Source organism: Pantoea sp. X-Soil-MYKO-1785 (assembly GCF_059730675.1).
Map to the genome: position 1 here is coordinate 2,272,273 of NZ_AP036000.1, position 23,308 is coordinate 2,295,580.

The window sequence follows — 23,308 nt, forward strand, 5'->3', positions numbered from 1 at the left end:
AAACGCAGAGGGAAATGGCTGTGAATGCAAAAATGTGTCGTAATTTCAGAATTGTCTATCTTCGTAATTGGCGCAGAATGCATAGAATTCCCTCAGGCAATGCGTGGTCCTGATGGTCCGGCGTTGTCACTCACCCGCTACAGACAGTGTGTCGATGGTGAATCCTGTTTCGATGCCGACAGGGAAGCGGCAATAATGGGCGCACAAGCGGGTTGAGGAAATATCGGAGCTATACTTAAGGTGTTGCCTCTGTGAGCACATTAAAGGAGAAGTTTATGACAATTAAAATGAAACGAATCACCGCAGTTGTACTGGCTACCACATTAGTTGTCGCATTAAGCGGCTGTTCTAACTGGTCTAAACGCGACCGTAATACCGCGATTGGCGCGGGTGCGGGTGCGATTGGGGGTTCAGTACTGACTAACGGTAGCGCGCTCGGCACGGTCGGCGGCGCTGCGGTAGGTGGTATTATCGGTCATCAGGTCCATTAATGACCGTATTAAAATAATAATCGGCTACGCTAAGCATCTACCTGTCAATCGGGCTACTTCTGTAGCCCGATTTTTTATTCAGCCGCCTGCCAGTTTGACCTTCATGCCTTTGGCTTCCAGCAGCGTTTTCAGCAGGTCGCGTTTGTCGCCCTGAATTTCAATCACGCCCTCTTTCAGCGAGCCGCCACAGCCGCATTTCTTTTTCAGCTCAGCCGCCAGCTGCGTTAACCCGGCATCATCCATATCGATACCGCTAATCAGGCAGACGCCTTTGCCTTTACGCCCGCTGGTCTGGCGCTGAATGCGGACAATACCATCACCTTTTGGCCGTTCAGCCTTTTGCTCAGGCTGCGTGATGCGGCCGCTGTCGGTTGAATATACCAGTGGATTATCATTTGCCATTACTTCTCCTCCAGGCTGTGCAGAATGGCCTGCAGTGCCGCTGCCGGATCGGCAGATTGGGTAATCGGACGGCCGATAACCATATAATCGACCCCCGCCTGTTTCGCCTGCAGCGGCGTCATAATGCGACGCTGATCGCCGGCATCACTGCCCGCCGGACGAATACCCGGCGTAACCAGCGCAAAATCCTGACCGATCACCTGTTTGAAGCGGACCGCCTCCTGCGCCGAACAGACCACCCCATCAAGGCCGCATTCGCGGGTCAGCTTTGCCAGTCGTTCAGCCTGTTCGGCCGGCGAGAGGGTGATGCCGAGGCCTCTCAGATCCTCTTCATCCATACTGGTCAGCACGGTGACGGCTATCAACAGCGGTGCCTCTTTACCATAGGGTAGCAGCGCTTCACGGGCGGCGTTCATCATGCGCGCCCCACCGCTGGCGTGGACATTGACCATCCATACCCCTAAATCGGCAGCAGCGGCCACCGCATGCGCGGTGGTGTTGGGGATGTCGTGGAATTTAAGATCGAGAAACACCTCAAATCCGCGCTGCTGCAACGTGGTGACCAGCGAGGGGCCAAACAGCGTAAACATCTCTTTGCCCACTTTCAGCCGGCAGCTGCGCGGATCGATCTGATCGACAAAGCGCAGCGCGCTGTTGATGTCATGATAATCAAGTGCCACCAGAATCGGCGAAGCGGTCACGGTGTGGGGTGAAGACATGTCATTTCCTCTGCAGTGGGCACCCGCGGGCGCGATAGACAAACGGCAAGCATTCTACCTGCGGCCTCGGGTCATCACAATCGCCATTCTCGCCCTGCCTGACTTCGCGCGCACTGTCTCCGTGCTGGATTGTAGTAAACTCTCTTTAGTATGTTGTAACTATTAACCGAGCTGGCAACTCACTGCAAGGCGCGCTCATTACTGGCCGTCAAGACCCCGAATCGGCTTAACTGATGACCAGGTGCGGCACGACGGGCAATGCCAGTAAAGCGCATGAGCCGTGAAGCCACACTTCTGGCAGCGATAGCGCGGTTTGGTGCGAATCTGCTCGCCGACCATGTCGCGCAGCACCATCAGGCTCTCTTTGGCGCGGCCGTCCTCCGCTTCGTGCAGGTGGAAATCCATCAGGCGATGGAAGACCCGCATAGTGGGATGGCGCTGAAGCTGGCGGTTGATGTAGTTCTGCGCCGCTTCCGGCCCCTGCTGCTGTTCAAGGATATCTGACAGATAGAGTTCGGCAGCAGCACCGGTATTCTCTTCAACGCAGCGTTGCAGGAATTCAGCCCAGGCTTCCGGTTGATTGAGCCGCTGGAAGCAGGTTTCGAGCATCGACAGCGTTTCGCTTACCAGCTCTTTGTCCTGATCCAGCACCCGCTGCAGGTGGCCGACGGCTTTGGCGTAGTCGCCTTTTTCCATCAGAATACGCCCCATCATAATCGAGACGCGTGCGCTCTGACGATCGGCCGCCTCCCCTTTCTTCAGCAGGCTCATGGCGCGATCGAGGTCGTCACTGCTCATCGCCTGAAGCGCCAGTTCGCAGTAGAAATGGGCGATTTCACCTTTCTGCTTATCCTTGCCCAGTTTGACCAGCCGCTCAGCTACGTCAATCGCCTGCTGCCAGTCGCTGGTCGCCTGATGGATCAGCAACAGCTGCTGCAGCGCACCGATGCGGAAATCGGTTTCATCCGTCAGCTGCTTAAACATATCCTCTGCGCGGTCATACAGCCCGGCCGCCATGTAGTCACGGCCCAGCTGCTGGATCGCCAACAGACGCTGTTCATAACTGAGGGAGGCACTTTCCATTAACGCCTGATGGATGCGGATGGCGCGATCGACTTCACCGCGCGAGCGAAACAGGTTACCCAGCGTCAGGTGAGCTTCAACGGTGCCACTGTCCTCTTTCAGCATATCGAGGAACAGGTCGACCGCTTTATCCTGCTGATTGGAGAGCAGGAAGTTGACGCCAGCGACATATTCGCGTGACAGACGGTTGGCTTCCTGTTGCTTGTCCTGTTGCGCACTGCGGCGGCCCATGTACCAGCCATACGCAGCCGCAACCGGCAGTAACAGAAACAGCAGCTCAAGCATCGATGTTTATTCCCGGCCAGCCGGTGAGGATGGCGCTGTCGCTACCACGGTGCTCTGCTCAATCTGCGCCTGCATACGCTTAATTTTTCGATTGGCATTGGCCAGCGAAACGCGGGTGCGTAACCAGAACAGACCGCAGATTACCCAGCCGAGCACGAAACCCGCACCAAACAAGGTTGCCAGTAAGGTCGAAATGCTGAACTCACCCTGCGCCAGCAGGTAGTTGAAGGTAATAACCTGGTCGTTGTGCGCGCCTAACGTGACGGAGATAATGAAAATGACCAATACCACTAAAAAAATCAGCAAATATTTCACAGTGCATCCTGTTGTGAGGTTGTCAGGTAGAATTATGCCAAAACTCCGGCAAAAATGCTGCTCCCAGCAGCATCGTACGGCCCGCTTTTACGCCAGCCCGATCAATAATATGGGGACTTTATGGCGAATTACAATCAGGGTTCCCGCTGCGCCACCTCTTTTTGCTCGGCTGGCGGCAGGCTTAGCGGACCACAGACGCGCTGGGCCAGCCAGGTCGCGACGGTGACCAGCAGCCACGACAGCACGGTTGCCATGGCCAGATCGCGCGGCCAGTGCATCCCCAGCAGCAGACGACTGCCCATGACGCCCATCGCCCAGAGAAAGATGATAACCACCGTTTTGTAGTGGCGACGTGGCCACAGCAAACCGATCGCCAGCAGGGCCCAGCTGGCGGCAAACATGGTGTGGCCCGACGGAAAGGCGAAACCGGTTTCGAAGGCCCAGTGGCGTTTCAGCCAGCCGGGAATCTGGTTCTCATCGGCAATTAACGCGGTGACCATTTCGCCACGCTGCTTGCGCTTCAGTTGGTAGAACGCTTTGTCGTCCAGTCCATGATGCTGTTCAAGCCAGATCACATACGGACGCGGCTCCTGCACCTGCTCTTTAATGAACGATTTGGTGTACTGACCGGCCAGAATAGTGGCATTCATGATCAGCAACAGCAGGATGGCCGGCTTGAGACGAAAACGCAGGCACCATAATACCCAGGCACTCAGCAGCACGCTGGTCACAATCCCCCATGGATTGGTCACCGTTTCGGTCATCCAGAACAGGCCTTTCAGCATCGCGTTGCTTTCACCCGGTTGCCATTGCCAGCCCGATAACCAGACGCCGATCGGCATAATTAACAGCAGTAACATCCCGAAGGTGGTACGACGCGAAATTTTATACATCCTTTTCCCTTATATCGGTGACAAACAGCGAAACCAGCATAACTTTAGCTTAAAAAAGAATAACATAAGCGCTTTAGATTAGATAATTGTGCTTTATCACACCAATTGTTCTGACAGATTACCAGCGCGCCGCTGGGTTGTGGCACAATATTGCACGTTTGTCAGGCCACACTGGCCTGTGCGCTATCATGATGATAGTGCATCCTCTGAAGGTTCTGGAGAGTCACATGCAGCTTAAACGGGTGGCAGAAGCCAAACTGCCCACGCCATGGGGAGATTTCCTGATGGTCGGTTTCGAAGAATTGGCAACCGGACATGACCATGTTGCTCTGGTCTTTGGCGATATTAATGACAACGAGCCGGTACTGGCGCGCGTTCATTCCGAATGCCTGACCGGCGATGCGCTATTCAGCCTGCGCTGCGACTGTGGCTTCCAGCTGGAAGCGGCGTTGAATGCCATCGCTGAAGAGGGTCGCGGCGCGTTGCTCTATCATCGTCAGGAAGGACGCAACATCGGCCTGCTGAATAAGATCCGCGCCTACGCGTTGCAGGATAAAGGTTACGACACAGTAGAAGCGAACCATCAACTCGGTTTTGCCGCCGATGAACGCGACTTCACGCTGTGCGCTGATATGTTTAAATTGCTCGGCGTCAATGAAGTGCGGCTGCTGACTAACAATCCGCGCAAAGTTGAAATCCTCAGCGAAGCCGGCATTAACATTGTTGAACGGGTGCCGCTGGTAGTGGGTCGCAATCCTAAGAATGCGCACTATCTGGACACCAAAGCGGAAAAGATGGGGCACATACTGCCGAAGTCATAATTGAAAAAGCCGGGTTTCCCCGGCTTTTTTGTTAGTCCAGCATATTACGGATCACGTAATGCAGGATGCCGTCGTTACGGTAATAGGTCAGCTCGTTGCCGGTATCGATGCGGCAACGCGTATCCAGCTCCTCTTTACTGCCATCGGCGCGGGTCAGCGTGACTTTAACCGTACAGCCCGGCGTCAGCGCGCTCAGGTTCTCGACGTCAATCTGCTCTTCCCCGGTCAGTCCCAGCGTTTTACGGCTTACGCCCTGCGGGAATTCCAGCGGCAGTATCCCCATACCAATCAGATTCGAACGGTGAATACGTTCAAAGGATTCGGCGATCACCACCCGCACGCCCTGCAGGCGCGGACCTTTCGCCGCCCAGTCACGACTCGATCCCGATCCATACTCTTTACCGGCGATCACCGCCAGCGGCACGCCTTCCGCCTGATACTTCATCGCTGCGTCGTAAATAGCCAGTTGCTCGCCGCTCGGATAGTGACAGGTGTAGCCGCCCTCGACGCCCGGCACCATCTCATTGCGAATACGGATATTGGCGAAGGTACCGCGCATCATCACTTCGTGGTTACCGCGACGGGAACCGTAAGAGTTGAAGTCGTTGCGCTCTACCCCATGCGCCAGCAGATAACGCCCCGCCGGACTTTCAGCCTTGATACTGCCGGCCGGGGAGATGTGGTCGGTGGTAACCGAGTCGCCCAGTATCGCCAGCACCCGCGCGCCGCGAATATCCTGCACCGGCTTAGGCTCTTTCTCCATGTCATCAAAGAACGGCGACAGGCGAATGTAGGTTGAGCCTTCGTCCCATTCGTAGGTCGCGGCTTCGCTCACCTTGATCTGCTGCCATTCTGGCGTGCCGTCAAACACCTCAGCGTACTCTTTGTGGAACATGTCGCTGGTGACCTGCTGCACCGCAGTAGAGATCTCCTCTGGCGATGGCCAGATATCCTTCAGATAAACCGGCTGGCCGTTTCGATCGTGGCCGAGCGGATCGGTTTGCAGGTTGATCTTCATGTTGCCCGCCAGCGCGTAAGCCACCACCAGCGGCGGTGATGCCAGCCAGTTGGTTTTGATCAGCGGATGGATACGGCCTTCAAAATTTCGGTTACCTGAAAGCACCGCTCCAACCGTCAGATCGCCCTGCTTAATCGCCGATTCAATCTCATCTTTCAGCGGCCCGGAGTTGCCGATACAGGTGGTGCAGCCGTAGCCGACCAGATTAAAGCCGAGCTGATCCAGATAAGAGGTGAGCTGCGCCACCGCCAGATAGTCGGATACCACCTTCGAACCCGGAGCCAGCGAGGCTTTCACCCAGGGTTGTCGTTTCAGGCCCCGCTCAACCGCTTTTTTCGCCAGCAGTCCGGCGGCCATCAGTACGCTGGGGTTGGAGGTATTAGTACAAGAGGTAATCGCGCTGATCACCACTGCGCCATCGGTCAGGGTGTGGGTCAGTCCGGTATCACTGTCGGTATAGTCGACCGCTTTATGCGGTTTCTGAGCGTGGTTGACCTCCAGTTCATTACTGGCGTCAAAGGCGGCGGGAACGTCACCGAGTGAAACGCGGTCCTGCGGGCGCTTAGGTCCGGCGAGGCTCGATTCCACTTCGTTCATATCCAGCGCCAGGGTACTGGTGAAGCGTGGCTCATCGCCCGGGTTGCGCCACAGGCCTTGCGCTTTGGCATAAGCCTCAACCAGCGCCACCTGTTCAGCATCACGCCCGGTCAGCGTCATATAACTCAGGGTCACTTCATCGACCGGGAAGAAACCACAGGTTGCACCATATTCGGGTGCCATATTCGCAATAGTTGCGCGGTCAGCCAGCGGCAAATCGGCCAGCCCGTCGCCATAGAACTCAACGAATTTACCTACCACGCCGTGCTTACGCAGCATCTGGGTAACCGTCAGCACCAGATCGGTAGCGGTGATCCCCGGACGTAATTTGCCAGTGAGTTTAAAGCCCACTACATCCGGAATCAGCATCGAGACCGGCTGGCCGAGCATCGCCGCTTCCGCTTCAATGCCGCCGACGCCCCACCCCAGCACGCCGAGCGCATTAATCATCGTGGTATGCGAATCAGTCCCGACCAGCGTGTCGGGCCAGGCATACTCTTCGCCGTTCAGGGTTTCGTGCCAGATCGCTTTGCCAAGGTACTCCAGGTTAACCTGGTGGCAGATACCGGTGCCGGGCGGAACCACGCGGAATTTATCAAAGGCTTTCTGGCCCCAGCGTAAAAAGACGTAACGTTCGTGATTACGCTCCATCTCCAGCCGGACGTTCTCTTCGAACGCGTCGTCATCACCGAAATGGTCTACGGTGACCGAGTGGTCAATCACCAGATCAACCGGCGACAGGGGATTTACCTTCGCGACATCGCCGCCCAGCCGGTTGACGGCTTCGCGCATTGCCGCCAGGTCAACCACCGCTGGCACGCCGGTAAAGTCCTGCATGAGTACCCGCGCAGGACGGTAAGCGATTTCCCGATCGGCATGGGCATCTTTTTGCCAGTCAACCAGCGCCTGGATATCTTCCGCGGTCACGGAGTCGCCATCCTGCCAGCGCAACAGGTTCTCCAGCAAAACCTTCAGGGATTTGGGTAAGCGATCAATGTTACCGAGGTGTTGAGCAGCGCGGGGAAGACTGAAGATGTGATAGTTTTGATTGTCGACCTGCAGTATTTCCTGACTCTGCTCGCGTAGGGTAGACGACATAGCTCCTCCTTTATAATCGTGGTCTTTAAACCTCAGAGAGTTAAAGGTTTATGTTAAAGATAGACCACAAATTCGTTAACGTTTTGATTACAACACAAATTGCTACAATCGGCCGAAACGAAAATGCCCCGTCCGGAGACGAGGCATCAGAAAGAGGTGATTTAATTCAAATCAGAGCGTGATCCACACCGCCGCAGACCAGAACGCAAAGCTAAAGGCATAAGCGCTAAGCCAGGACATTTTTATGATATTCATTGCGTTCACTCCTTCGCCTGAATTGGGCGTACAAAGGCCTGCGATCATCCGTTAAGGATCAATCCCGTTTGTGTTACTGAGTGTGGAGTTGGGCTTTTAACCTGCCCGCCGGAGAAACCGGAAAGAAGAGCAAAGAGCAGTAAAAATAATAAACGGTACAGCGAACAGCGTTATTTAGTTTTAGGGTCCAGGAACGACTCGATAAAGTGTCGCTGGTTATCACTCAAATCCCAGGAATCAGGGATAGACACTTTTTCGTCCTTTGCAAGCGGCTCTTTCCCTTTACAGGAAGCGGGCTTGTGCTGACGCGCAGTCAAAGAACGTTTATGGCTGAGTGTATTTGCCCACATGGCTTTAGCCCCAGATACGCCAGATCATCAAAGCAACAACTACCCAGAACAGCGCTGAGGCAGCGAATACGGTCAGCCAGGCTTTGCGGCGGGTGTTGCCAGTGCGCTCAACCTTGGTGCTTTTTGCCGGGAAACCCGGTTGTACAGTCAGTCGTGTATTCATAGTTTTTGATAATCACTCTCAACAAAATGATTGATAACAACGATTAAGATTTAGGACGAATCCTAAACGCGTTAAGGCCAAAAATCCAGTTATTTTTATTGAGTAAAACGATTAACGCTATTAATCAATAAGGCCTAATCACGTCAGAAATCATTAACCGTGGAACAAACTTTTAATTAAACGATCACATTATAAATTTGACTTAATTTACATTTAGGACCATTCAAAACTAAAGAGCAGATTAAAGAACCTGATTTCAACTGGCTTCTCATCAGGTCTTAACTGGAGTATGGGAATATTCCTGGCGTCCCGCAAAGCGGCAAGGCAAAAAATGTGTAGTAATTCGCATTTAAGAAAGACCAAACCGAAAACATGTGATCGATGTTTCATTTACAAAAAAATAATAAAAACTTTTGATTCTCATCTGGCGCTAACATCTGGCAATAAAAAAAGGCCGCCCAGAGCAGCCTTTATCATCATTAATGCGTATCAGGCTCATTTAAACGGCAGTTTAATGTCCTTAAACATGGCTTCAATATCTTCGTTCGAACGCAACGCCACCGCAGTATCAACCACATCACGCGTCAGGTGCGGCGCAAAACGTTGGATAAAATCATACATATAGCTGCGCAGGAAGGTGCTGCGGCGGAAGCCTATTTTGGTGGTGCTGTTGGTGAAAATGTCCGCCGCTTCGATACGAATCAGGTCAGGGTCGGAGACCGGATCCACCGCCATGCTGGCAATCACCCCAACGCCAAGACCTAATCTTACGTAAGTTTTGATAACGTCAGCGTCGGTGGCGGTGAAAACAATGCGCGGCGTTAATCCGGCACGGTTAAACGCGGTATCAAGCTCTGACCGCCCGGTAAAGCCAAAGGTGTAGGTCACCAGCGGGTATTCAGCCAGCTCTTCAATCGTCACCTGCCCTTTTCCGGCCAGCGGATGGTCGGCCGTCACCACAATCGCCCGGTTCCAGTGATAGCACGGCAACATAATCAAATCGTCGTACAGATGCAGTGCTTCGGTAGCAATGGCGAAGTCCGCATTGCCCTTGGACACCGCTTCGGCAATTTGCGTCGGCGACCCCTGATGCATATGCAGCGATACCCGCGGATAGCGCTCAATGAAGCCTTTAATTACGCCTGGCAGTGCATAGCGCGCCTGAGTATGGGTGGTTGCCACATACAGCGACCCTTTGTCTGGCCAGGTATGTTCACCGGCTACCGATTTAATCGCATCTACTTTGGAAAGCACCTCACGCGCAATGCGGATAATCTCTTCACCGGCTGGCGTCACCTGAGTCAGGTGTTTACCGCTGCGGGCAAAAATCTGTACCCCCAGCTCATCTTCCAGCATCCGGACCTGTTTACTGATGCCAGGCTGCGAGGTGTAGAGTCCTTCCGCCGTCGAAGAGACATTAAGGTTGTGATTAACCACTTCGACGATATAGCGCAACTGCTGTAATTTCATATCTGTTCCATCCCGGTAAGTTACAGAGTCGCATCCCCGGTTGACGTATTGTCGCCTTAACAGGGTGAAGAAAAGCCATGCATCAGGAAAGGTCGGAAATGCTATAACAACTATATCATTTTAAGTGTGAATGTAGAACGGATTGATATAAGGCTCAGAAAAAGGCCAGCGAGCGCTGGCCTGATAGGATTACTTCTTCACTTCCTGCCATTTGCCATCAATATAGAAGGCGGACCAGCCGGTTGCTTTGCCCTCTTTTTCAGAGGAGACGTACTGCTGTTTGGTTTTGCGGCTGAAACGGACCAGCGTTTTATTGCCTTCCGGATCGGCAGCCGGTGCCTCGGCCAGGTACTTCAGCTTCTCTGGCAGACGGTCGCTGAAGCGCTGTAACTCTTCAACCAGTGGCGCCCGGGTTTCGCGCGATTTCGGGAAGGTATTAGCCGCCAGAAAGACCCCGGCAGCGCCGTCGCGCAGCACGAAGTAGGCATCCGACTTTTCGCACGCCAGTTCAGGCAGCGGGACCGGATCTTCTTTCGGCGGTGCTACTTCACCGTTACGCAGAATCTTACGGGTGTTTTTACACTCTTCGTTGGTACAGGCCATGTACTTGCCGAAGCGCCCCATTTTCAGGTGCATCTCGGAACCACACTTCTCGCACTCAACCACCGGGCCATCATAACCTTTAATGCGGAACTCACCCTGTTCGATTTCGTAGCCGTCGCATTCCGGGTTGTTACCACAGACGTGCAGCTTACGTTCGTTATCGATCAGATAGCTGTCCATCGCGGTGCCACACTTCTGGCAACGACGACGGGCGCGCAGGGCGTTGGTTTCAGCATCATCCCCTTCCAGAATATTCAGAACTTCGTTTTCCGGAATCAGGTTGATGGTCTGCTTACAACGCTCTTTCGGCGGTAACGCATAGCCTGAACAGCCGAGGAATACCCCGGTACTGGCGGTACGAATCCCCATTTTGCGGCCACAGGTCGGGCAGTCAATCGAGGTCAGCACCATCTGGTTAGGCTGCATACCGCCCTCTTCAGGGTCTTTCTCTGCCCGCTCAAGCTGCTGAGTAAAGTCGCTGAAGAAGTTATCCAGCACCGCTTTCCACTGCGCCTGGTTGTTAGCCACCTGATCGAGGCTGTTTTCCATATGCGCGGTAAAATCGTAGTTCATCAGCTCACGGAAATTCTCTTCCAGCCGATCGGTGACAATTTCACCCATTTTTTCCGCATAGAAGCGGCGGTTCTCAACCCGCACATAACCGCGATCCTGAATGGTCGAGGTAATCGCAGCGTAGGTCGATGGACGGCCAATACCGCGTTTTTCCAGCTCACGCACCAGTGAAGCTTCGCTGAAGCGCGCCGGTGGCTTGGTGAAGTGCTGGCCAGGCAGCAGCTGTTGCAGATCCAGCACATCACCTACGCTGACCGCAGGCAAGGTACGATCTTCATCATTCTTACGCAGCGCCGGCATCACTTTAGTCCAGCCGTCGAAGCGCAGCGTACGGCCTTTGGCTTTAAGCTTAAAATCACCGGCGGTGGCGGTAATGGTGCTGGAGTCGTACTGCGCTGGCACCATCTGACAGGCGACAAACTGACGCCAGATCAGCTGATAAAGTTTCTGCGCATCCGCTTCCATATCTTTTAACTGTTCCGCCACCACTTCCACATCAGAAGGACGAATCGCTTCGTGCGCTTCCTGCGAATTCTCTTTGCTGGCGTAAGTGTTGGCGGCTTCAGGCAGATATTTCTTGCCGAATTGGCTTTCAATGTAACCACGTGCCATAGCGACCGCATCCTGACTCAGGTTGGTCGAGTCGGTACGCATATAGGTAATGTGACCGGCTTCGTACAAGCGCTGCGCCATCATCATGGTTTTCTTCACGCCAAAGCCGAGGCGGGTACTGGCGGCCTGCTGTAGCGTCGAGGTTATATAAGGCGCGCCCGGCTTGCTGCTGGTCGGCTTATCTTCACGATCGACAATCTCGTAGCGCGCTTTTTCCAGCAGTGCAACGGCGGCATAGGTTTCGTCGCGATTGACCGGCCGGAACGCCTTGTCCCCTTTGTGGGTGACGTCCATCGACAGTTCGTCGCCCTTCGGCGTGGTCAGCGCGGCGTTAACTTCCCAGTACTCTTCCGGCACGAACGCTTTAATTTCACGCTCACGCTCCACCACCAGCCGCACCGCAACCGACTGCACGCGTCCGGCGGAGAGGCCACGGGCGATTTTTTTCCACAGCAGCGGTGACACCATATAGCCCACCACGCGGTCCATAAAGCGGCGCGCCTGCTGAGCGTTAACCCGGTCAATGTTCAGTTCGCCCGGCTTTTCAAACGCCTGACGAATCGCATTTTTGGTGATTTCGTTAAACACCACCCGGCTGAAACGCTTATCGTCGCCACCGATCACTTCCCGCAGGTGCCAGGCAATGGCTTCCCCTTCGCGGTCAAGGTCGGTTGCGAGATAGATGTGGTCAGCGCTGGCGGCTAGCGCCTTAAGCTCGGCAACCACTTTTTCTTTGCCAGGCAGGATTTGATAGTCCGCTTCCCAACCGTGATAAGGGTCAACGCCCATCCGGCTGACAAGTGCTGCTTTCTCATCTTTTTTGACTTTTTTGACTTTTTTATCTGTCGAGGCGTCAGCACTTTTCTTGGCGGTTGAACCACTGGTCGGCAGATCCCGGATATGACCGACGCTGGATTTAACCACGTAGTCACTGCCGAGGTATTTATTGATTGTTTTGGCCTTTGCCGGGGACTCAACAATAACGAGTGCTTTACCCATATTTACCTTTACCTAATGAAAACATCCTGCTTAACGGGAGAGGATTGGATGCCCAAAAACCCATCGGGTTCAATATTGCTGCGCCTGTTTAACATTTCAAGGCGGAGGGGTCAATCTCAGATCAGACGACGTGGCGATATGCAACTGCATGATAAAAAGCGCTTTTTCCATCTGAAATAATCACACATCCCGGTGCAAAATCCCTGAAATCGGAATCGCCCACACTCTACCTGATAAAATCTGTTACGCAACTTAATTAGCACTCAGGTTAAATTTCCGCCAATTTTTCCGCCGTTACGCCGATTTGTCACACAATGCGACACGCAAGTAATATAGAAAGGATTATGGTGCTGTCAAAAAAGGAGCAAACAATGAAGACATTAACCCAACCTATTTCACGCCAGGAATTGCTGGAAAAAGCCAATGCGTTAATCAAACAGCATGACGATTATTTTGCCGGTATGCAGGCGGATGAGGTGATTCAGCAAGGCGACGTGCTGGTGTTTCGCGGCCCGTTTTTCCTTGATGCAGATGAGTTGCCCACCGCCAGAACCACCACGGTGTTCAACGTGTTCAAACATCTTGCCGTCGTGTTGTCACCGCTTTACCACCTGGAATAAAAAAACCCGGCACAGGCCGGGTTGTGTTATGTCGTGTCAGCGCTTAAAGCAGCGGCTTTTCGCCACGCTGCCAGAGCTTAAGCAGCAGGCGCTCGGCAACCGATCCGGCACTGTGTGTCATACGGTCAATCATCTTACGACGACGGGCGTAATGCACGCCCAGCACGTTGAACCGATCCATCTGACGGATAATCAGATCGTCACTGGTGCCGACTTCGTCAATCAGACCGAGATCCAGCGCCTGCCGGCCATACCAGTGTTCGCCGGTCGCCACTTTATCGATGTCGAGTGAAGGACGCATCTGATGAACGAACTGCTTAAACAGCAGGTGGGTTTCGTTCAGGTCTTCCTGAAATTTTTCACGTCCCTCATCGGTGTTTTCGCCAAACAGGGTCAGGGTGCGCTTGTACTGTCCGGCAGTATGTAATTCCACGTCGATATCGTTGCGCTTCAGCAGACGATTAAAGTTAGGGACCTGCGCCACCACCCCAATTGAACCGATAATTGAAAACGGTGCCGCCACGATACGATCGGCCACACACGCCATCATATAGCCGCCACTGGCCGCCACTTTATCCACCGCAGCGGTAATCTGCAGCCCGCGATCGCGCAGGCGCTGCAGCTGGGATGCGGCCAGGCCATAGCCGTGCACCACGCCGCCAGGACTTTCAAGCCGTAACAGCACTTCATCGCCCGGCTGGGTGACGGCCAGCACCGCCGACACTTCTTCGCGCAGCGAGGTGACCTCACTGGCATCCATACTGCCTTTGAAGTCCAGCACGTAAAGCGTCGGTTTATTCACCTCGTTTTCGCCCTGCTTCGCGGCCCGCTTTTCCGCCTTCGCTTTGAGCTTCTCCGATTTTTTATGATTTTTCAGCCACACTTTTTGCGCCTGCGGTTTCATCTTCGCCAGCTGCAGGTCCTCTTTCATCTGTTGATAGTCATCACCCAGATGCGTCAGTCGCAGCTGACCGCTCTGACCCCGTTTGCGCAACGCGGCATTCATCACAATCAGCACAATTGCAGCGATCGCCACCACCAGCGTCACTACTTTTGCTAAAAACAGTCCATAACTCGAAAGAAGATCCATTGTGTCGCCTTAGTAAACAGAGAATTAGAGACAATGGGCTAGTTTAGCCGTTTTGCCCCTATGCGTCGCCTGAAATGCCGGCAGCTGGCACAGAATGTGCCGGTTGACGATTGCGCCAATTCGTAATTTCAGGCATAAAGCGGAATCATGCTGTTTTCGCTGGAGGATCCCACCGTGCATTATCAACCGAAAAGCGACCTGCTTAATCATCGCATCATCCTGGTCACCGGCGCATCAGAGGGGATTGGTCGTGAAGCGGCGCTGACTTATGCCCGCTATGGCGCTGAAGTGATCCTGCTGGGACGCAATGCTGACAAGCTGCAACAGGTCGGGCAGACCATTAATCAACTTAATAAACGCCCCGCCCACCCGCTGGTGTTTGACCTGGCCGAAGCCACACCTGAACGCTGCCAGCAGCTGGCACACCAACTGGCGCAGCAGTTTTCTCACCTGGATGGTGTGCTGCACAACGCCGGGATTCTCGGTGAGATTGTGCCGCTGGCCGAACTGGATCCGCAGATCTGGCAGCAGGTAATGAAAATCAATCTCGATGCCACCTTTTATCTGACGCAGGCGCTGTTACCGCTGCTGCTGAAGTCGGAATCCGGTTCACTGGTGTTTACCACCTCGAGCGTCGGCCGCACCGGCCGGGCCGGCTGGGGAGCCTATGCGGTCTCCAAGTTTGCCACGGAAGGGATGATGCAGGTGCTGGCTGACGAGTATAAAAATCATGCGCTGCGGGTTAACTGCATTAATCCTGGCGGCACCCGTACAAAAATGCGTGCCAGCGCGTTTCCGCAGGAAGATGCGAATAAACTGAAAACCCCCGCTGATTTGATGCCGCTCTACCTCTATTTAATGGGCGACGACAGCCGTCGTAAAACCGGTATCAGTTTCGATGCTCAGCCAGGCAGGAAACCGGGAGCAGCAGAATAATGGCCGACGATCGCCATCAGCAACGCCAGCAACGGTTAAAAGAGCAGGTCGATGCACGCATCGCCGCGGCCAATGAGGTACGCGGCATCCTGATGGTGTTTACCGGCAACGGCAAAGGCAAAACCACCGCCGCCTTTGGCACCGTCCTGCGCGCTTGTGGTCACGGTAAACGAGCGGGCGCTATTCAGTTTATCAAAGGCGACTGGCCGAACGGTGAGCGTAACCTGCTCGAGCAGCACGGCGTTGAGTTTCAGGTGATGGCCACCGGTTTCACCTGGGAAACCCAGAATCGGGAAACCGACACCGCGGCCTGTCTGGCGGTCTGGCAGCACGCCAGACGGATGCTGGCCGATGAGACGCTGGATTTGGTGGTGCTGGATGAGATCACTTACATGATCAGCATGGATTATCTGCCGCTGGAGGAGCTGGTTGATGCTCTGCGTCAGCGTCCGGCACGGCAAAGCGTGATCGTCACCGGTCGTGGTTGTCACCGCAGCTTGCTGGAGATGGCTGATACCGTTACCGAGATGCGGCCGGTAAAGCATGCATTTGATGCCGGCATTCAGGCACAGCAGGGAATCGACTGGTAGGCAAAAAAAAACGCAGCCCGGGGCTGCGTTTTTAGCGATATTGACGTGGTTAGCCGGAGTTGCGTTTGCTGCCCGGATTACGACGTGGGGTGCTGCTCACTTTACTGTGCCGCTTCACCGCACGGCGGATCTGGTTCGCTTTGGTACGGCGGCGATCTTTCTCCACCACCAGCTTGGTCACCGTCTCGTCATCCATACCGACCAGGTTGCGCAGGTAGTTAACCGCCGGCAGGTCCAGTTCGGTCCAGCCGCCGCGAGGCAGCCCTTTCGGCAGGGTAATATCACCGTAGCGCACGCGCATCAGACGACTCACCTGCACACCGACCGCTTCCCATAAACGACGCACTTCACGGTTACGGCCTTCGGTCAGGGTCACGTTGTACCACTGGTTGATCCCTTCACCGCCGCCGAAACGCAGGGTTTTAAAGGCGGCCGGGCCATCTTCCAGCTGCACGCCCTTACTCAGCTGACGAATTTTATCATCGTCAACCTGACCAAACACCCGCACTGCATATTCACGTTCTACTTCACGGCTCGGATGCATTAAACGGTTCGCCAGTTCACCGTCGGTGGTGAACAGCATCAGGCCGCAGGTATTTACATCCAGACGACCTACTGCAATCCAGCGCGATCCACGCAGGCGCGGCAGTCGGTCAAATACCGTCGGGCGTCCTTCCGGGTCGCTACGCGTACACAGCTCACCTTCCGGTTTGTAATAGGCCAGCACCCGGCAGACTTCCGCCGCCGACTCGGCGATGGAAACCAGATGGCCATCAATACGGATTTTCAGGGATTTGCTGCTTTCGACGCGGTCGCCGAGGGTGGCAATTTTGCCATCGACGCTGACACGGCCGGCGGCAATCATAGATTCGATTTCACGACGCGAGCCATGACCGGCACGCGCTAAAACTTTCTGTAACTTCTCGCTCATTGAGCTTCCTCTTTGTCGCCTTCCCAGGCGTCACGGTAGGGTGGAAAATCTTTTTAAATCAATAGGTTAACTTAAAAAGTTTGGCCCATTATACAGACATTTACCCCTGATGTAACGCGCTTTGTGGTTTTCGGAGTCAATTTAAGGATAGCCGGTCCGGCTGACTTTTTCCGCCGTTCAGCCAGACACACCGGCCAGTGCATCGTGGGCGATATAATTAATAAAGATGCTGAATAAAATGCGATTTCCAAAAACTTTATAGTGCCTGGCATTTAAATTTTCTGAACTGTGACCTGCACCGATGCAATCTGTCAGCCATAAAAATATTCACGCTATCTTACACTTCCACCACTTTCATCCTGCTGTATTTCATCTACCCTTTCTCAACAAGGCAGTATAAAATACTGTTTAGTTGCTTTTATTCGTCACAACCCCGGTGTTAAATAAAAATTTGCAGCGTAACTCTGTTGCAGATTTGTTTATCACCTTATTTTTCGGGGTATTTTCTTAATATTAGTTTTAATTAATTGTGCATAACAATAGGCGGTGTAAACTCTGACGCTGAAGCACCAATAAACGCAGCGCCCGCAGTTAAAATCGGCGCGCGTAGAAAAATAAAACTTTAAAGATTCATTAACAAAAATAGTGTTTTTACATTAATCCAATAAACCGGCGCATCCGGAGTTGTTGCGTTAATACGGTTCAGTGATGAACCTTGATTGCATGTCAGAAGCCTTCACCAGGGATTTTCACGACATGCCTGAAAAAGAATACCAACATGAGAAACCTCTTTCTGTGCCCAGCGCTTGCCGCGCTGGCGTTGACCGGGTGTTCCGTGGGTCATACCGAGTACAGTCGTACCGCAATGCAGCACGTTGATATGAGCGTGACCGGCATTCCGACGATCCTCGGTCTTGGTACCCTTGGCACCAGTATCCCCCTGACGCCAGAATATAGTCTGACCGCTGCCCACGTCGCGAAAACCGCCGTCCAACGCGTGAAGTCTTATCATCCCTATTGCGATCTGGCGATTATCTACCACAAAAATGACGCCAAAACATTAGCCCAATTCCGCAGCAGCGATATTGGCGATCCGGTTAAAATGTACGGCTACAGTTTTATTTCCGCACTGCCGGTCGAATCCTCAGGAGTTAATTTAGCCCGTACCGCTATTCGTAATGGCTGGAATAAAAGCCCGTGCATAGCCATGGCATCTAATGCTGGCGTGGTTCAGGGTATGTCGGGCGGCGGAGTGTATAACAACGATGAAACCCTGGGTGGCGTAATTGTTGGTTATTCTGATGCAATAAAAAATGGCCGTAATGGAAAAGTGATCCTGAAAGATGTTTCACTCTATATTCCTTACGGCCAGTTTAAGAACTGGTTGCAGGCCAATCTGGCCCAGACACCGACACGCGGTGCCTGAACCGCTCTGGTTACAGGAACGGGCGGGTATCGCCCACGCCTTCGCGCACAATTTCCGGCGAATCGGTGGTCAAATCGACCACCGTGGTTGGCTGTTGTCCCAGCGTGCCGCCGTCAATAATCAGATCAACCAGCTTGCCGATGCTGTGCTGGATCTCTTCCGGGTCGGACTCGGTGAAGTCGTTCCCCGGCAGAATCAATGAGGTCGACATCATCGGCTGGTTCAGCGCCTCCAGCAGCGCCAGCGCCACCGGATTAGACGGCACGCGCAGCCCGATGGTTTTCCGCTTGTCATTCATCAGACGACGCGGAACCTCTTTGGTCGCCTTGAGAATAAAGGTGTAGTTACCCGGGGTGTTGTTTTTCAGCAAACGGAAGGCTGAATTTCCTACCTGAGAATAAACAGAAAGCTCAGAGAGATCCCGGCACATCAGGGTGAAATTATGGTGCCCATCCAGCTGACGAATGCGGCAGATACGCTCCATCGCGCCCTTCTCTTCCAGCCGACAGCCCAGCGCATAGCCGGAATCGGTCGGATAGACGATCACACTGCCTTTATTAAGGTAATCCACCGCCTGGTTAATCAGACGGGGTTGCGGGTTATCCGGGTGGATGTGAAACAATTGACTCATAGAAACCTCGTGTCACCTTTCCGTGCATAAATCGCCGGGAGCCAGCTGCGGGAAGCGTTCCCAGACCGGCTCAACCGCCGCGGGCAGCCACAATTTGCGGCCCAGCTCAATCCACGGGCAGGGTTGATGAAAATCAGAACCTTGTGATGCGGCCAGCGCATTGTCTCTGGCGTATTGCGCCAGCTGCGTACGCTCATTCGGCGCCTGCTGACACTGGGCGACCTCCATGGCATCACCACCGACTTCGCGGAAATGAGCGACCAGCCGCTTGAGCCACTTCGCCGATAAGCCATAGCGCCCGGGGTGCGCCAGCACCGCGCAACCGCCAGAATGATGAATCGCATCAATAGCTTGTTCAATTGTACACCATTGTGGCGGCACGTAGCCGGTTTTGCCACGCGCCAGATAATTTTTGAACACCTGCGCCATATTATCCGCCTTGCCCTGCTCCATCAGGAAGCGCGCGAAGTGGCCGCGGGTGATCACCCCGCCATCGGCCAGCCGCAGTGCACCAGCCAGCGCGCCCGGAATGCGGGCTTTCTCCAGCCGCTCGGCAATCTGTTCCGCCCGCGCCTGCCGACAGGCATGCTGTCCGGCGAGAAAACTGACCAGCGTCGGATGATGGATATCGATATTTAATCCCACGATATGAATTTCGTGATTTTCCCACAGGGTGGAAACCTCAACGCCCGCCAGCACCTTGATCGGCAAAGCCTGATCGATGACCGTTTGACGGGCTTCATCCACCCCCGCGACGCTATCGTGATCGGTAATCGCCAGTACGCCTACGCGCATCTCAACCGCACGCTGTACCAGCGCGGCCGGCGTCAGCAAGCCATCCGAGGCCCGCGTGTGGCTGTGTAAATCATAAACCGGGAAACGGGCGATATCGCTCAAGAGAACTCCTGCTGGAAACTAAACCGGCCAGCATGATAACGATTTTAACCGTCGGTGAAAAAGTGTATTGACATTTCCGTCTTGAACCCGTTAACTAGTACACAAGTTCACACGTAACGGGTATTCAATCATGGCTGTTGTAATCACGCATTTTAACGGTTGGTGGCGCGATGTTCCCGAACACGGGCGACGTGGTCGTGCACATTTTGCGTAAACGCTGTGCAGATACCTGAGCCCGCCACCGAGCGGGCTTTTTTTTGAGCGAAATTCAGAGAAATCATCATGCCAATTGCGAAACCTACAGTGAAGTTGATTACCGGCAACGCGCCTTATCGCGAAGATCCGGCCGCGGTGTTTCATCAGTTATGCGGCGCACGTCCGGCAACCCTGCTGCTCGAATCTGCCGATATCGACAGCAAAAAGAATCTTAAAAGCCTGTTGATTGTCGACAGCGCACTGCGTATCAGCGCGCTGGACAACCAGGTGACTATTCAGGCGCTGTCAGAAAATGGCCGTGCGCTGCTGCCGCTGCTGGACGCCGCGCTGCCCGGCACCGTCGAAAATCAGGTACGTCCCGATGGCCGCGAACTGACTTTCCCGCCGAACAGCGGCCAGCAGGATGAGGATTCACGTCTGCAGGCGCTGTCGGTATTTGACGCGCTGCGTCTGATTCCCCAGCTGGTCAATTCGCCTGCCGATGAGCGTGAAGCCGTGCTGTTAGGCGGACTGTTTGCCTACGATCTGGTGGCGGGCTTCGAAACCCTGCCGCCGCTGGAAAATCAGCAGCGCTGCCCGGACTACTGTTTTTATCTGGCTGAAACGCTGCTGGTGATCTATCACCAGACCCGCAGCGCGCGACTGCAGGCCAGCCTGTTCTGCCCGTCGACCAATGAATTCCAGCGTCTGCAACGCCGGATTGAGCAACTGCATGGCCAGATGCTGCAGCCGGCTCCGGCGCTGCCGGTCCAGACGGTAGAGCAGATGTCCCTGACCACCAGCCAGAGCGATGAAGAGTATTGCGAGGTGGTGCGCACCATGCAGCAGGCGATTCGCATCGGCGAAATCTTCCAGGTGGTGCCTTCACGACGCTTCTCACTGCCATGCCCTTCGCCGCTGGCAGCCTACGACACGCTGAAAAACAGCAATCCCAGCCCGTATATGTTTTTTATGCAGGACCAGGATTTCGCACTGTTTGGTGCCTCACCGGAAAGTTCGCTGAAGTATGACGCCAGCTCACGTCAGATTGAGATCTACCCGATTGCCGGTACCCGTCCACGCGGACGTCAAGCGGACGGTTCGCTGGATCGCGACCTGGACAGCCGGATTGAACTGGAGATGCGCACCGACCATAAAGAGCTGGCAGAGCATCTGATGCTGGTCGATCTGGCGCGTAACGATCTGGCGCGCATCTGCGTGCCGGGCAGCCGCTACGTCGCCGATCTGACCAAGGTTGATCGCTACTCGTTTGTGATGCATCTGGTGTCACGCGTGGTCGGCACCCTGCGCGCCGATCTTGATGTGCTGCACGCCTATCGCGCCTGCATGAACATGGGCACCCTGAGCGGTGCGCCGAAAGTACGCGCCATGCAGCTGATCGCCGGTGCTGAAGGCACCCGCCGCGGCAGCTACGGTGGTGCGGTCGGCTATTTCACCGCCAATGGCGACCTGGATACCTGCATCGTTATCCGCTCTGCGTATGTAGAAGACGGGGTAGCAACCGTACAGGCGGGTGCCGGTGTGGTTCTGGACTCGAATCCGCAGGCGGAAGCCGACGAGAGCCGCAATAAAGCCCGCGCGGTGCTGCGCGCCATTGCAACTGCCCATCACTGCAAGGAGATCTTCTGATGGCCGATATTCTGCTGCTCGATAACATCGACTCATTTACCTATAACCTGGTCGATCAACTGCGGACCTTTGGTCACAACGTGGTGATCTACCGCAATAACCTGCCGGCGGCACTGTTAATTGAGCAGCTGCAGCAGATGGAGAACCCGGTGCTGATGCTGTCGCCAGGCCCGGGCGCGCCGAAAGATGCCGGCTGCATGCCTGAACTGCTGCGTACGATGCGCGGCCGGTTACCGATTATCGGTATCTGCCTCGGCCATCAGGCGATTGTGGAAGAATATGGCGGCCACGTCGGTCAGGCTGGCGAGATCCTGCACGGGAAAGCCTCCGCGGTGGTTCATGATGGCGAGGCGATGTTTGCCGGCCTGAGCAACCCGCTACCGGTAGCGCGCTATCACTCACTGGTTGGCAGCAATACGCCGGATGAACTTACCGTCAATGCCAGCTACAACGGCATGGTGATGGCGGTTCGCCACGAAACTGACCGGGTATGCGGATTCCAGTTCCATCCTGAATCCATCCTGACCACTCAGGGCGCGCGACTGCTTGAGCAGACGCTGGCCTGGGCGCTGGCGAAGTAACAGGGAGAATGACTATGCAACAGACACTGGAAAAACTTTACCAGGCGCAGACGCTGAATCAGGCTGAGAGTCATCAGCTGTTCAGCGCGATTATTACCGGTCAGCTGGAGCCGACCCAACTGGCGGCAGCCCTGATTGCGATGAAAGTCCGGGGCGAAACGCCGGAAGAGATCGCCGGTGCGGCTACCGCACTGCTGGAAGATGCCAAACCCTTCCCGCGTCCCGACTATGCTTTTGCCGATATCGTCGGAACCGGCGGTGACGGCAGCAACAGCATTAACATTTCAACTGCCAGTGCGTTTGTCGCAGCAACCTGCGGCCTGAAAGTGGCCAAGCACGGTAACCGCAGCGTCTCCAGCAAGTCCGGTTCTTCCGATCTGCTGGCGGCGTTTGGCATTAATCTGGATATGCCGGCTCCGCAGGCACGTCAGGCACTGGACGATCTCAACGTCTGCTTCCTGTTTGCGCCGCAGTACCACACCGGATTTCGCCACGCGATGCCGGTGCGCCAGCAGCTCAAAACCCGGACGCTGTTTAATGTCCTTGGCCCGCTGATTAATCCGGCCCGACCACCGCTGGCGGTGATTGGCGTGTACAGCCCGGAGCTGGTGATGCCGATTGCGCAGACCCTGAAAGTACTGGGCTATCAGCGTGCAGCGGTAGTACATGGCGGCGGGATGGATGAAGTGGCGCTGCACGACGTGACTCATGTGGCAGAGCTGCGTGACGGGGAAATCACCCGCTATCAGCTGTCGCCGGAAGACTTCGGTTTTGGCTTCCATCCGAAGGAAGCGCTGGCTGGCGGCACCCCGGAAGAAAATCGTGACATTCTTACGGCTTTACTCCAGGGTAATGGCCAGCAGGCCCATGAGGAAGCGGTCGCCGTCAATGTGGCGATGCTGCTTAAAGTATTCGGTCATGAAGATCTGCGTGAAAACGCACAGCGTGCGCTCAACGCTATCCGTAGTGGACAGGCTTACGAGCGCGTGGTCGCTCTGGCAGCAAGAGGATAAC

Annotated in this window: 21 protein-coding genes, 1 pseudogene and 1 other annotated feature; of the genes and pseudogenes, 8 read left to right on the forward strand and 14 right to left on the reverse strand. The window is 54.7% G+C overall.

What is annotated here, in order from left to right; translation table 11 throughout:
• Positions 1 to 275 precede the first annotated feature (275 nt).
• The gene (osmB, locus tag AC6I8D_RS10945) at positions 276 to 491 is read left to right on the forward strand and encodes an osmotically-inducible lipoprotein OsmB (protein ID WP_312054457.1); all 216 of its coding nucleotides are present in this window, start codon (positions 276 to 278) and stop codon (positions 489 to 491) included.
• Between the two features lie 78 nt (positions 492 to 569).
• On the opposite strand, the gene yciH is transcribed toward osmB, so the two are convergent.
• The 5 genes from yciH to pgpB all read right to left on the reverse strand — a co-directional run bounded on the left by yciH (position 570) and on the right by pgpB (position 4,188).
• Entirely contained in the window at positions 570 to 893 is a 324-nt protein-coding gene (yciH, locus tag AC6I8D_RS10950; RefSeq protein WP_031374547.1) for a stress response translation initiation inhibitor YciH, read from the reverse strand.
• Entirely contained in the window at positions 893 to 1,612 is a 720-nt protein-coding gene (gene pyrF, locus AC6I8D_RS10955) for an orotidine-5'-phosphate decarboxylase (RefSeq protein ID WP_312054455.1), read from the reverse strand. The genes yciH and pyrF overlap by 1 nt, the downstream gene beginning before the upstream one ends.
• Before the next feature lie 198 nt (positions 1,613 to 1,810).
• Positions 1,811 to 2,980: a lipopolysaccharide assembly protein LapB gene (lapB, locus tag AC6I8D_RS10960; RefSeq protein WP_312054453.1), complete on the reverse strand. Its 1,170-nt coding sequence runs from the start codon at positions 2,978 to 2,980 to the stop codon at positions 1,811 to 1,813.
• A 6-nt stretch (positions 2,981 to 2,986) separates the two neighbouring features.
• Complete coding sequence (locus AC6I8D_RS10965; protein WP_312054452.1) at positions 2,987 to 3,295, reverse strand: LapA family protein; 309 nt, start codon at positions 3,293 to 3,295, stop codon at positions 2,987 to 2,989.
• A 134-nt stretch (positions 3,296 to 3,429) separates the two neighbouring features.
• Positions 3,430 to 4,188: a phosphatidylglycerophosphatase B gene (gene pgpB, locus AC6I8D_RS10970; RefSeq protein ID WP_312757111.1), complete on the reverse strand. Its 759-nt coding sequence runs from the start codon at positions 4,186 to 4,188 to the stop codon at positions 3,430 to 3,432.
• 227 nt (positions 4,189 to 4,415) lie between these two features.
• Between pgpB and ribA the strand changes: the two genes are divergently transcribed.
• A complete protein-coding gene (gene ribA, locus AC6I8D_RS10975; protein WP_031374552.1) occupies positions 4,416 to 5,009 on the forward strand; it encodes a GTP cyclohydrolase II in 594 nt (197 codons plus the stop codon).
• A 31-nt stretch (positions 5,010 to 5,040) separates the two neighbouring features.
• Here ribA and acnA read toward each other — a convergent pair whose 3' ends face one another.
• The 5 genes from acnA to topA form a co-directional block, all read right to left on the reverse strand.
• Positions 5,041 to 7,722 (reverse strand): aconitate hydratase AcnA, encoded by a 2,682-nt coding sequence (acnA, locus tag AC6I8D_RS10980; protein ID WP_497820201.1) that lies wholly within the window; start codon positions 7,720 to 7,722, stop codon positions 5,041 to 5,043.
• Positions 7,723 to 8,147: 425 nt separating this feature from the next.
• Positions 8,148 to 8,327 (reverse strand): YciX family protein, encoded by a 180-nt coding sequence (locus AC6I8D_RS10985; RefSeq protein WP_072050978.1) that lies wholly within the window; start codon positions 8,325 to 8,327, stop codon positions 8,148 to 8,150.
• Positions 8,328 to 8,331: 4 nt separating this feature from the next.
• Positions 8,332 to 8,490, reverse strand: a complete 159-nt coding sequence (locus tag AC6I8D_RS10990) for a YmiA family putative membrane protein (protein ID WP_071778593.1) — start codon at positions 8,488 to 8,490, stop codon at positions 8,332 to 8,334.
• A 495-nt stretch (positions 8,491 to 8,985) separates the two neighbouring features.
• Positions 8,986 to 9,960, reverse strand: coding sequence for an HTH-type transcriptional regulator CysB (cysB, locus tag AC6I8D_RS10995; protein ID WP_009089966.1), 975 nt, complete (start codon positions 9,958 to 9,960; stop codon positions 8,986 to 8,988).
• 189 nt (positions 9,961 to 10,149) lie between these two features.
• A complete protein-coding gene (topA, locus tag AC6I8D_RS11000; protein ID WP_497820202.1) occupies positions 10,150 to 12,747 on the reverse strand; it encodes a type I DNA topoisomerase in 2,598 nt (865 codons plus the stop codon).
• A gap of 371 nt (positions 12,748 to 13,118) precedes the next feature.
• On the opposite strand from topA, the gene AC6I8D_RS11005 reads away from it, so the two are divergent.
• Complete coding sequence (locus AC6I8D_RS11005; RefSeq protein ID WP_031374554.1) at positions 13,119 to 13,367, forward strand: DUF2498 family protein; 249 nt, start codon at positions 13,119 to 13,121, stop codon at positions 13,365 to 13,367.
• A gap of 43 nt (positions 13,368 to 13,410) precedes the next feature.
• On the opposite strand, the gene sohB is transcribed toward AC6I8D_RS11005, so the two are convergent.
• Positions 13,411 to 14,457: a protease SohB gene (gene sohB, locus AC6I8D_RS11010; RefSeq protein WP_312054444.1), complete on the reverse strand. Its 1,047-nt coding sequence runs from the start codon at positions 14,455 to 14,457 to the stop codon at positions 13,411 to 13,413.
• A 174-nt stretch (positions 14,458 to 14,631) separates the two neighbouring features.
• Here sohB and AC6I8D_RS11015 point away from each other — a divergent pair, with 174 nt between their 5' ends.
• Positions 14,632 to 15,393, forward strand: a complete 762-nt coding sequence (locus tag AC6I8D_RS11015) for a YciK family oxidoreductase (protein WP_031374556.1) — start codon at positions 14,632 to 14,634, stop codon at positions 15,391 to 15,393.
• The gene (gene cobO, locus AC6I8D_RS11020; RefSeq protein WP_312054442.1) at positions 15,393 to 15,983 is read left to right on the forward strand and encodes a cob(I)yrinic acid a,c-diamide adenosyltransferase; all 591 of its coding nucleotides are present in this window, start codon (positions 15,393 to 15,395) and stop codon (positions 15,981 to 15,983) included. The genes AC6I8D_RS11015 and cobO overlap by 1 nt, the downstream gene beginning before the upstream one ends.
• 49 nt (positions 15,984 to 16,032) lie before the next feature.
• Here the strand turns inward: cobO and rluB are convergent, their stop codons facing one another.
• Positions 16,033 to 16,914 (reverse strand): 23S rRNA pseudouridine(2605) synthase RluB, encoded by an 882-nt coding sequence (gene rluB, locus AC6I8D_RS11025; RefSeq protein WP_031374558.1) that lies wholly within the window; start codon positions 16,912 to 16,914, stop codon positions 16,033 to 16,035.
• Between the two features lie 778 nt (positions 16,915 to 17,692).
• On the opposite strand from rluB, the gene AC6I8D_RS11030 reads away from it, so the two are divergent.
• The gene (locus AC6I8D_RS11030; RefSeq protein ID WP_312757118.1) at positions 17,693 to 18,340 is read left to right on the forward strand and encodes a serine protease; all 648 of its coding nucleotides are present in this window, start codon (positions 17,693 to 17,695) and stop codon (positions 18,338 to 18,340) included.
• Positions 18,341 to 18,350: 10 nt separating this feature from the next.
• Here the strand turns inward: AC6I8D_RS11030 and AC6I8D_RS11035 are convergent, their stop codons facing one another.
• Both AC6I8D_RS11035 and rnm read right to left on the reverse strand, forming a co-directional pair.
• Entirely contained in the window at positions 18,351 to 18,971 is a 621-nt protein-coding gene (locus AC6I8D_RS11035) for an L-threonylcarbamoyladenylate synthase (protein ID WP_031374560.1), read from the reverse strand.
• A gap of 12 nt (positions 18,972 to 18,983) precedes the next feature.
• Positions 18,984 to 19,868, reverse strand: a complete 885-nt coding sequence (gene rnm / locus AC6I8D_RS11040; RefSeq protein WP_312757120.1) for an RNase RNM — start codon at positions 19,866 to 19,868, stop codon at positions 18,984 to 18,986.
• Positions 19,869 to 20,022: 154 nt separating this feature from the next.
• Positions 20,023 to 20,127, forward strand: a sequence feature (Trp leader region).
• A 23-nt stretch (positions 20,128 to 20,150) separates the two neighbouring features.
• On the opposite strand from rnm, the gene AC6I8D_RS11045 reads away from it, so the two are divergent.
• Positions 20,151 to 21,713: an anthranilate synthase component 1 gene (locus AC6I8D_RS11045; RefSeq protein WP_497820203.1), complete on the forward strand. Its 1,563-nt coding sequence runs from the start codon at positions 20,151 to 20,153 to the stop codon at positions 21,711 to 21,713.
• A pseudogene (trpD, locus tag AC6I8D_RS11050) lies at positions 21,713 to 23,307 on the forward strand (bifunctional anthranilate synthase glutamate amidotransferase component TrpG/anthranilate phosphoribosyltransferase TrpD). The gene AC6I8D_RS11045 and the pseudogene trpD overlap by 1 nt, the downstream one beginning before the upstream one ends.
• Position 23,308 lies beyond the last annotated feature (1 nt).

Excerpts from the sequence above, each read along its gene's own strand:
- osmB (WP_312054457.1), top strand. The coding sequence starts at position 276 with ATGACAATTAAAATGAAACGAATCACCGCAGTTGTACTGGCTACCACA.
- yciH (WP_031374547.1), bottom strand. The coding sequence starts at position 893 with ATGGCAAATGATAATCCACTGGTATATTCAACCGACAGCGGCCGCATC.
- pyrF (WP_312054455.1), bottom strand. The coding sequence starts at position 1,612 with ATGTCTTCACCCCACACCGTGACCGCTTCGCCGATTCTGGTGGCACTT.
- lapB (WP_312054453.1), bottom strand. The coding sequence starts at position 2,980 with ATGCTTGAGCTGCTGTTTCTGTTACTGCCGGTTGCGGCTGCGTATGGC.
- pgpB (WP_312757111.1), bottom strand. The coding sequence starts at position 4,188 with ATGTATAAAATTTCGCGTCGTACCACCTTCGGGATGTTACTGCTGTTA.
- ribA (WP_031374552.1), top strand. The coding sequence starts at position 4,416 with ATGCAGCTTAAACGGGTGGCAGAAGCCAAACTGCCCACGCCATGGGGA.
- acnA (WP_497820201.1), bottom strand. The coding sequence starts at position 7,722 with ATGTCGTCTACCCTACGCGAGCAGAGTCAGGAAATACTGCAGGTCGAC.
- AC6I8D_RS10985 (WP_072050978.1), bottom strand. The coding sequence starts at position 8,327 with ATGTGGGCAAATACACTCAGCCATAAACGTTCTTTGACTGCGCGTCAG.
- AC6I8D_RS10990 (WP_071778593.1), bottom strand. The coding sequence starts at position 8,490 with ATGAATACACGACTGACTGTACAACCGGGTTTCCCGGCAAAAAGCACC.
- cysB (WP_009089966.1), bottom strand. The coding sequence starts at position 9,960 with ATGAAATTACAGCAGTTGCGCTATATCGTCGAAGTGGTTAATCACAAC.
- topA (WP_497820202.1), bottom strand. The coding sequence starts at position 12,747 with ATGGGTAAAGCACTCGTTATTGTTGAGTCCCCGGCAAAGGCCAAAACA.
- AC6I8D_RS11005 (WP_031374554.1), top strand. The coding sequence starts at position 13,119 with ATGAAGACATTAACCCAACCTATTTCACGCCAGGAATTGCTGGAAAAA.
- sohB (WP_312054444.1), bottom strand. The coding sequence starts at position 14,457 with ATGGATCTTCTTTCGAGTTATGGACTGTTTTTAGCAAAAGTAGTGACG.
- cobO (WP_312054442.1), top strand. The coding sequence starts at position 15,393 with ATGGCCGACGATCGCCATCAGCAACGCCAGCAACGGTTAAAAGAGCAG.
- rluB (WP_031374558.1), bottom strand. The coding sequence starts at position 16,914 with ATGAGCGAGAAGTTACAGAAAGTTTTAGCGCGTGCCGGTCATGGCTCG.
- AC6I8D_RS11030 (WP_312757118.1), top strand. The coding sequence starts at position 17,693 with ATGAGAAACCTCTTTCTGTGCCCAGCGCTTGCCGCGCTGGCGTTGACC.
- AC6I8D_RS11035 (WP_031374560.1), bottom strand. The coding sequence starts at position 18,971 with ATGAGTCAATTGTTTCACATCCACCCGGATAACCCGCAACCCCGTCTG.
- AC6I8D_RS11045 (WP_497820203.1), top strand. The coding sequence starts at position 20,151 with ATGCCAATTGCGAAACCTACAGTGAAGTTGATTACCGGCAACGCGCCT.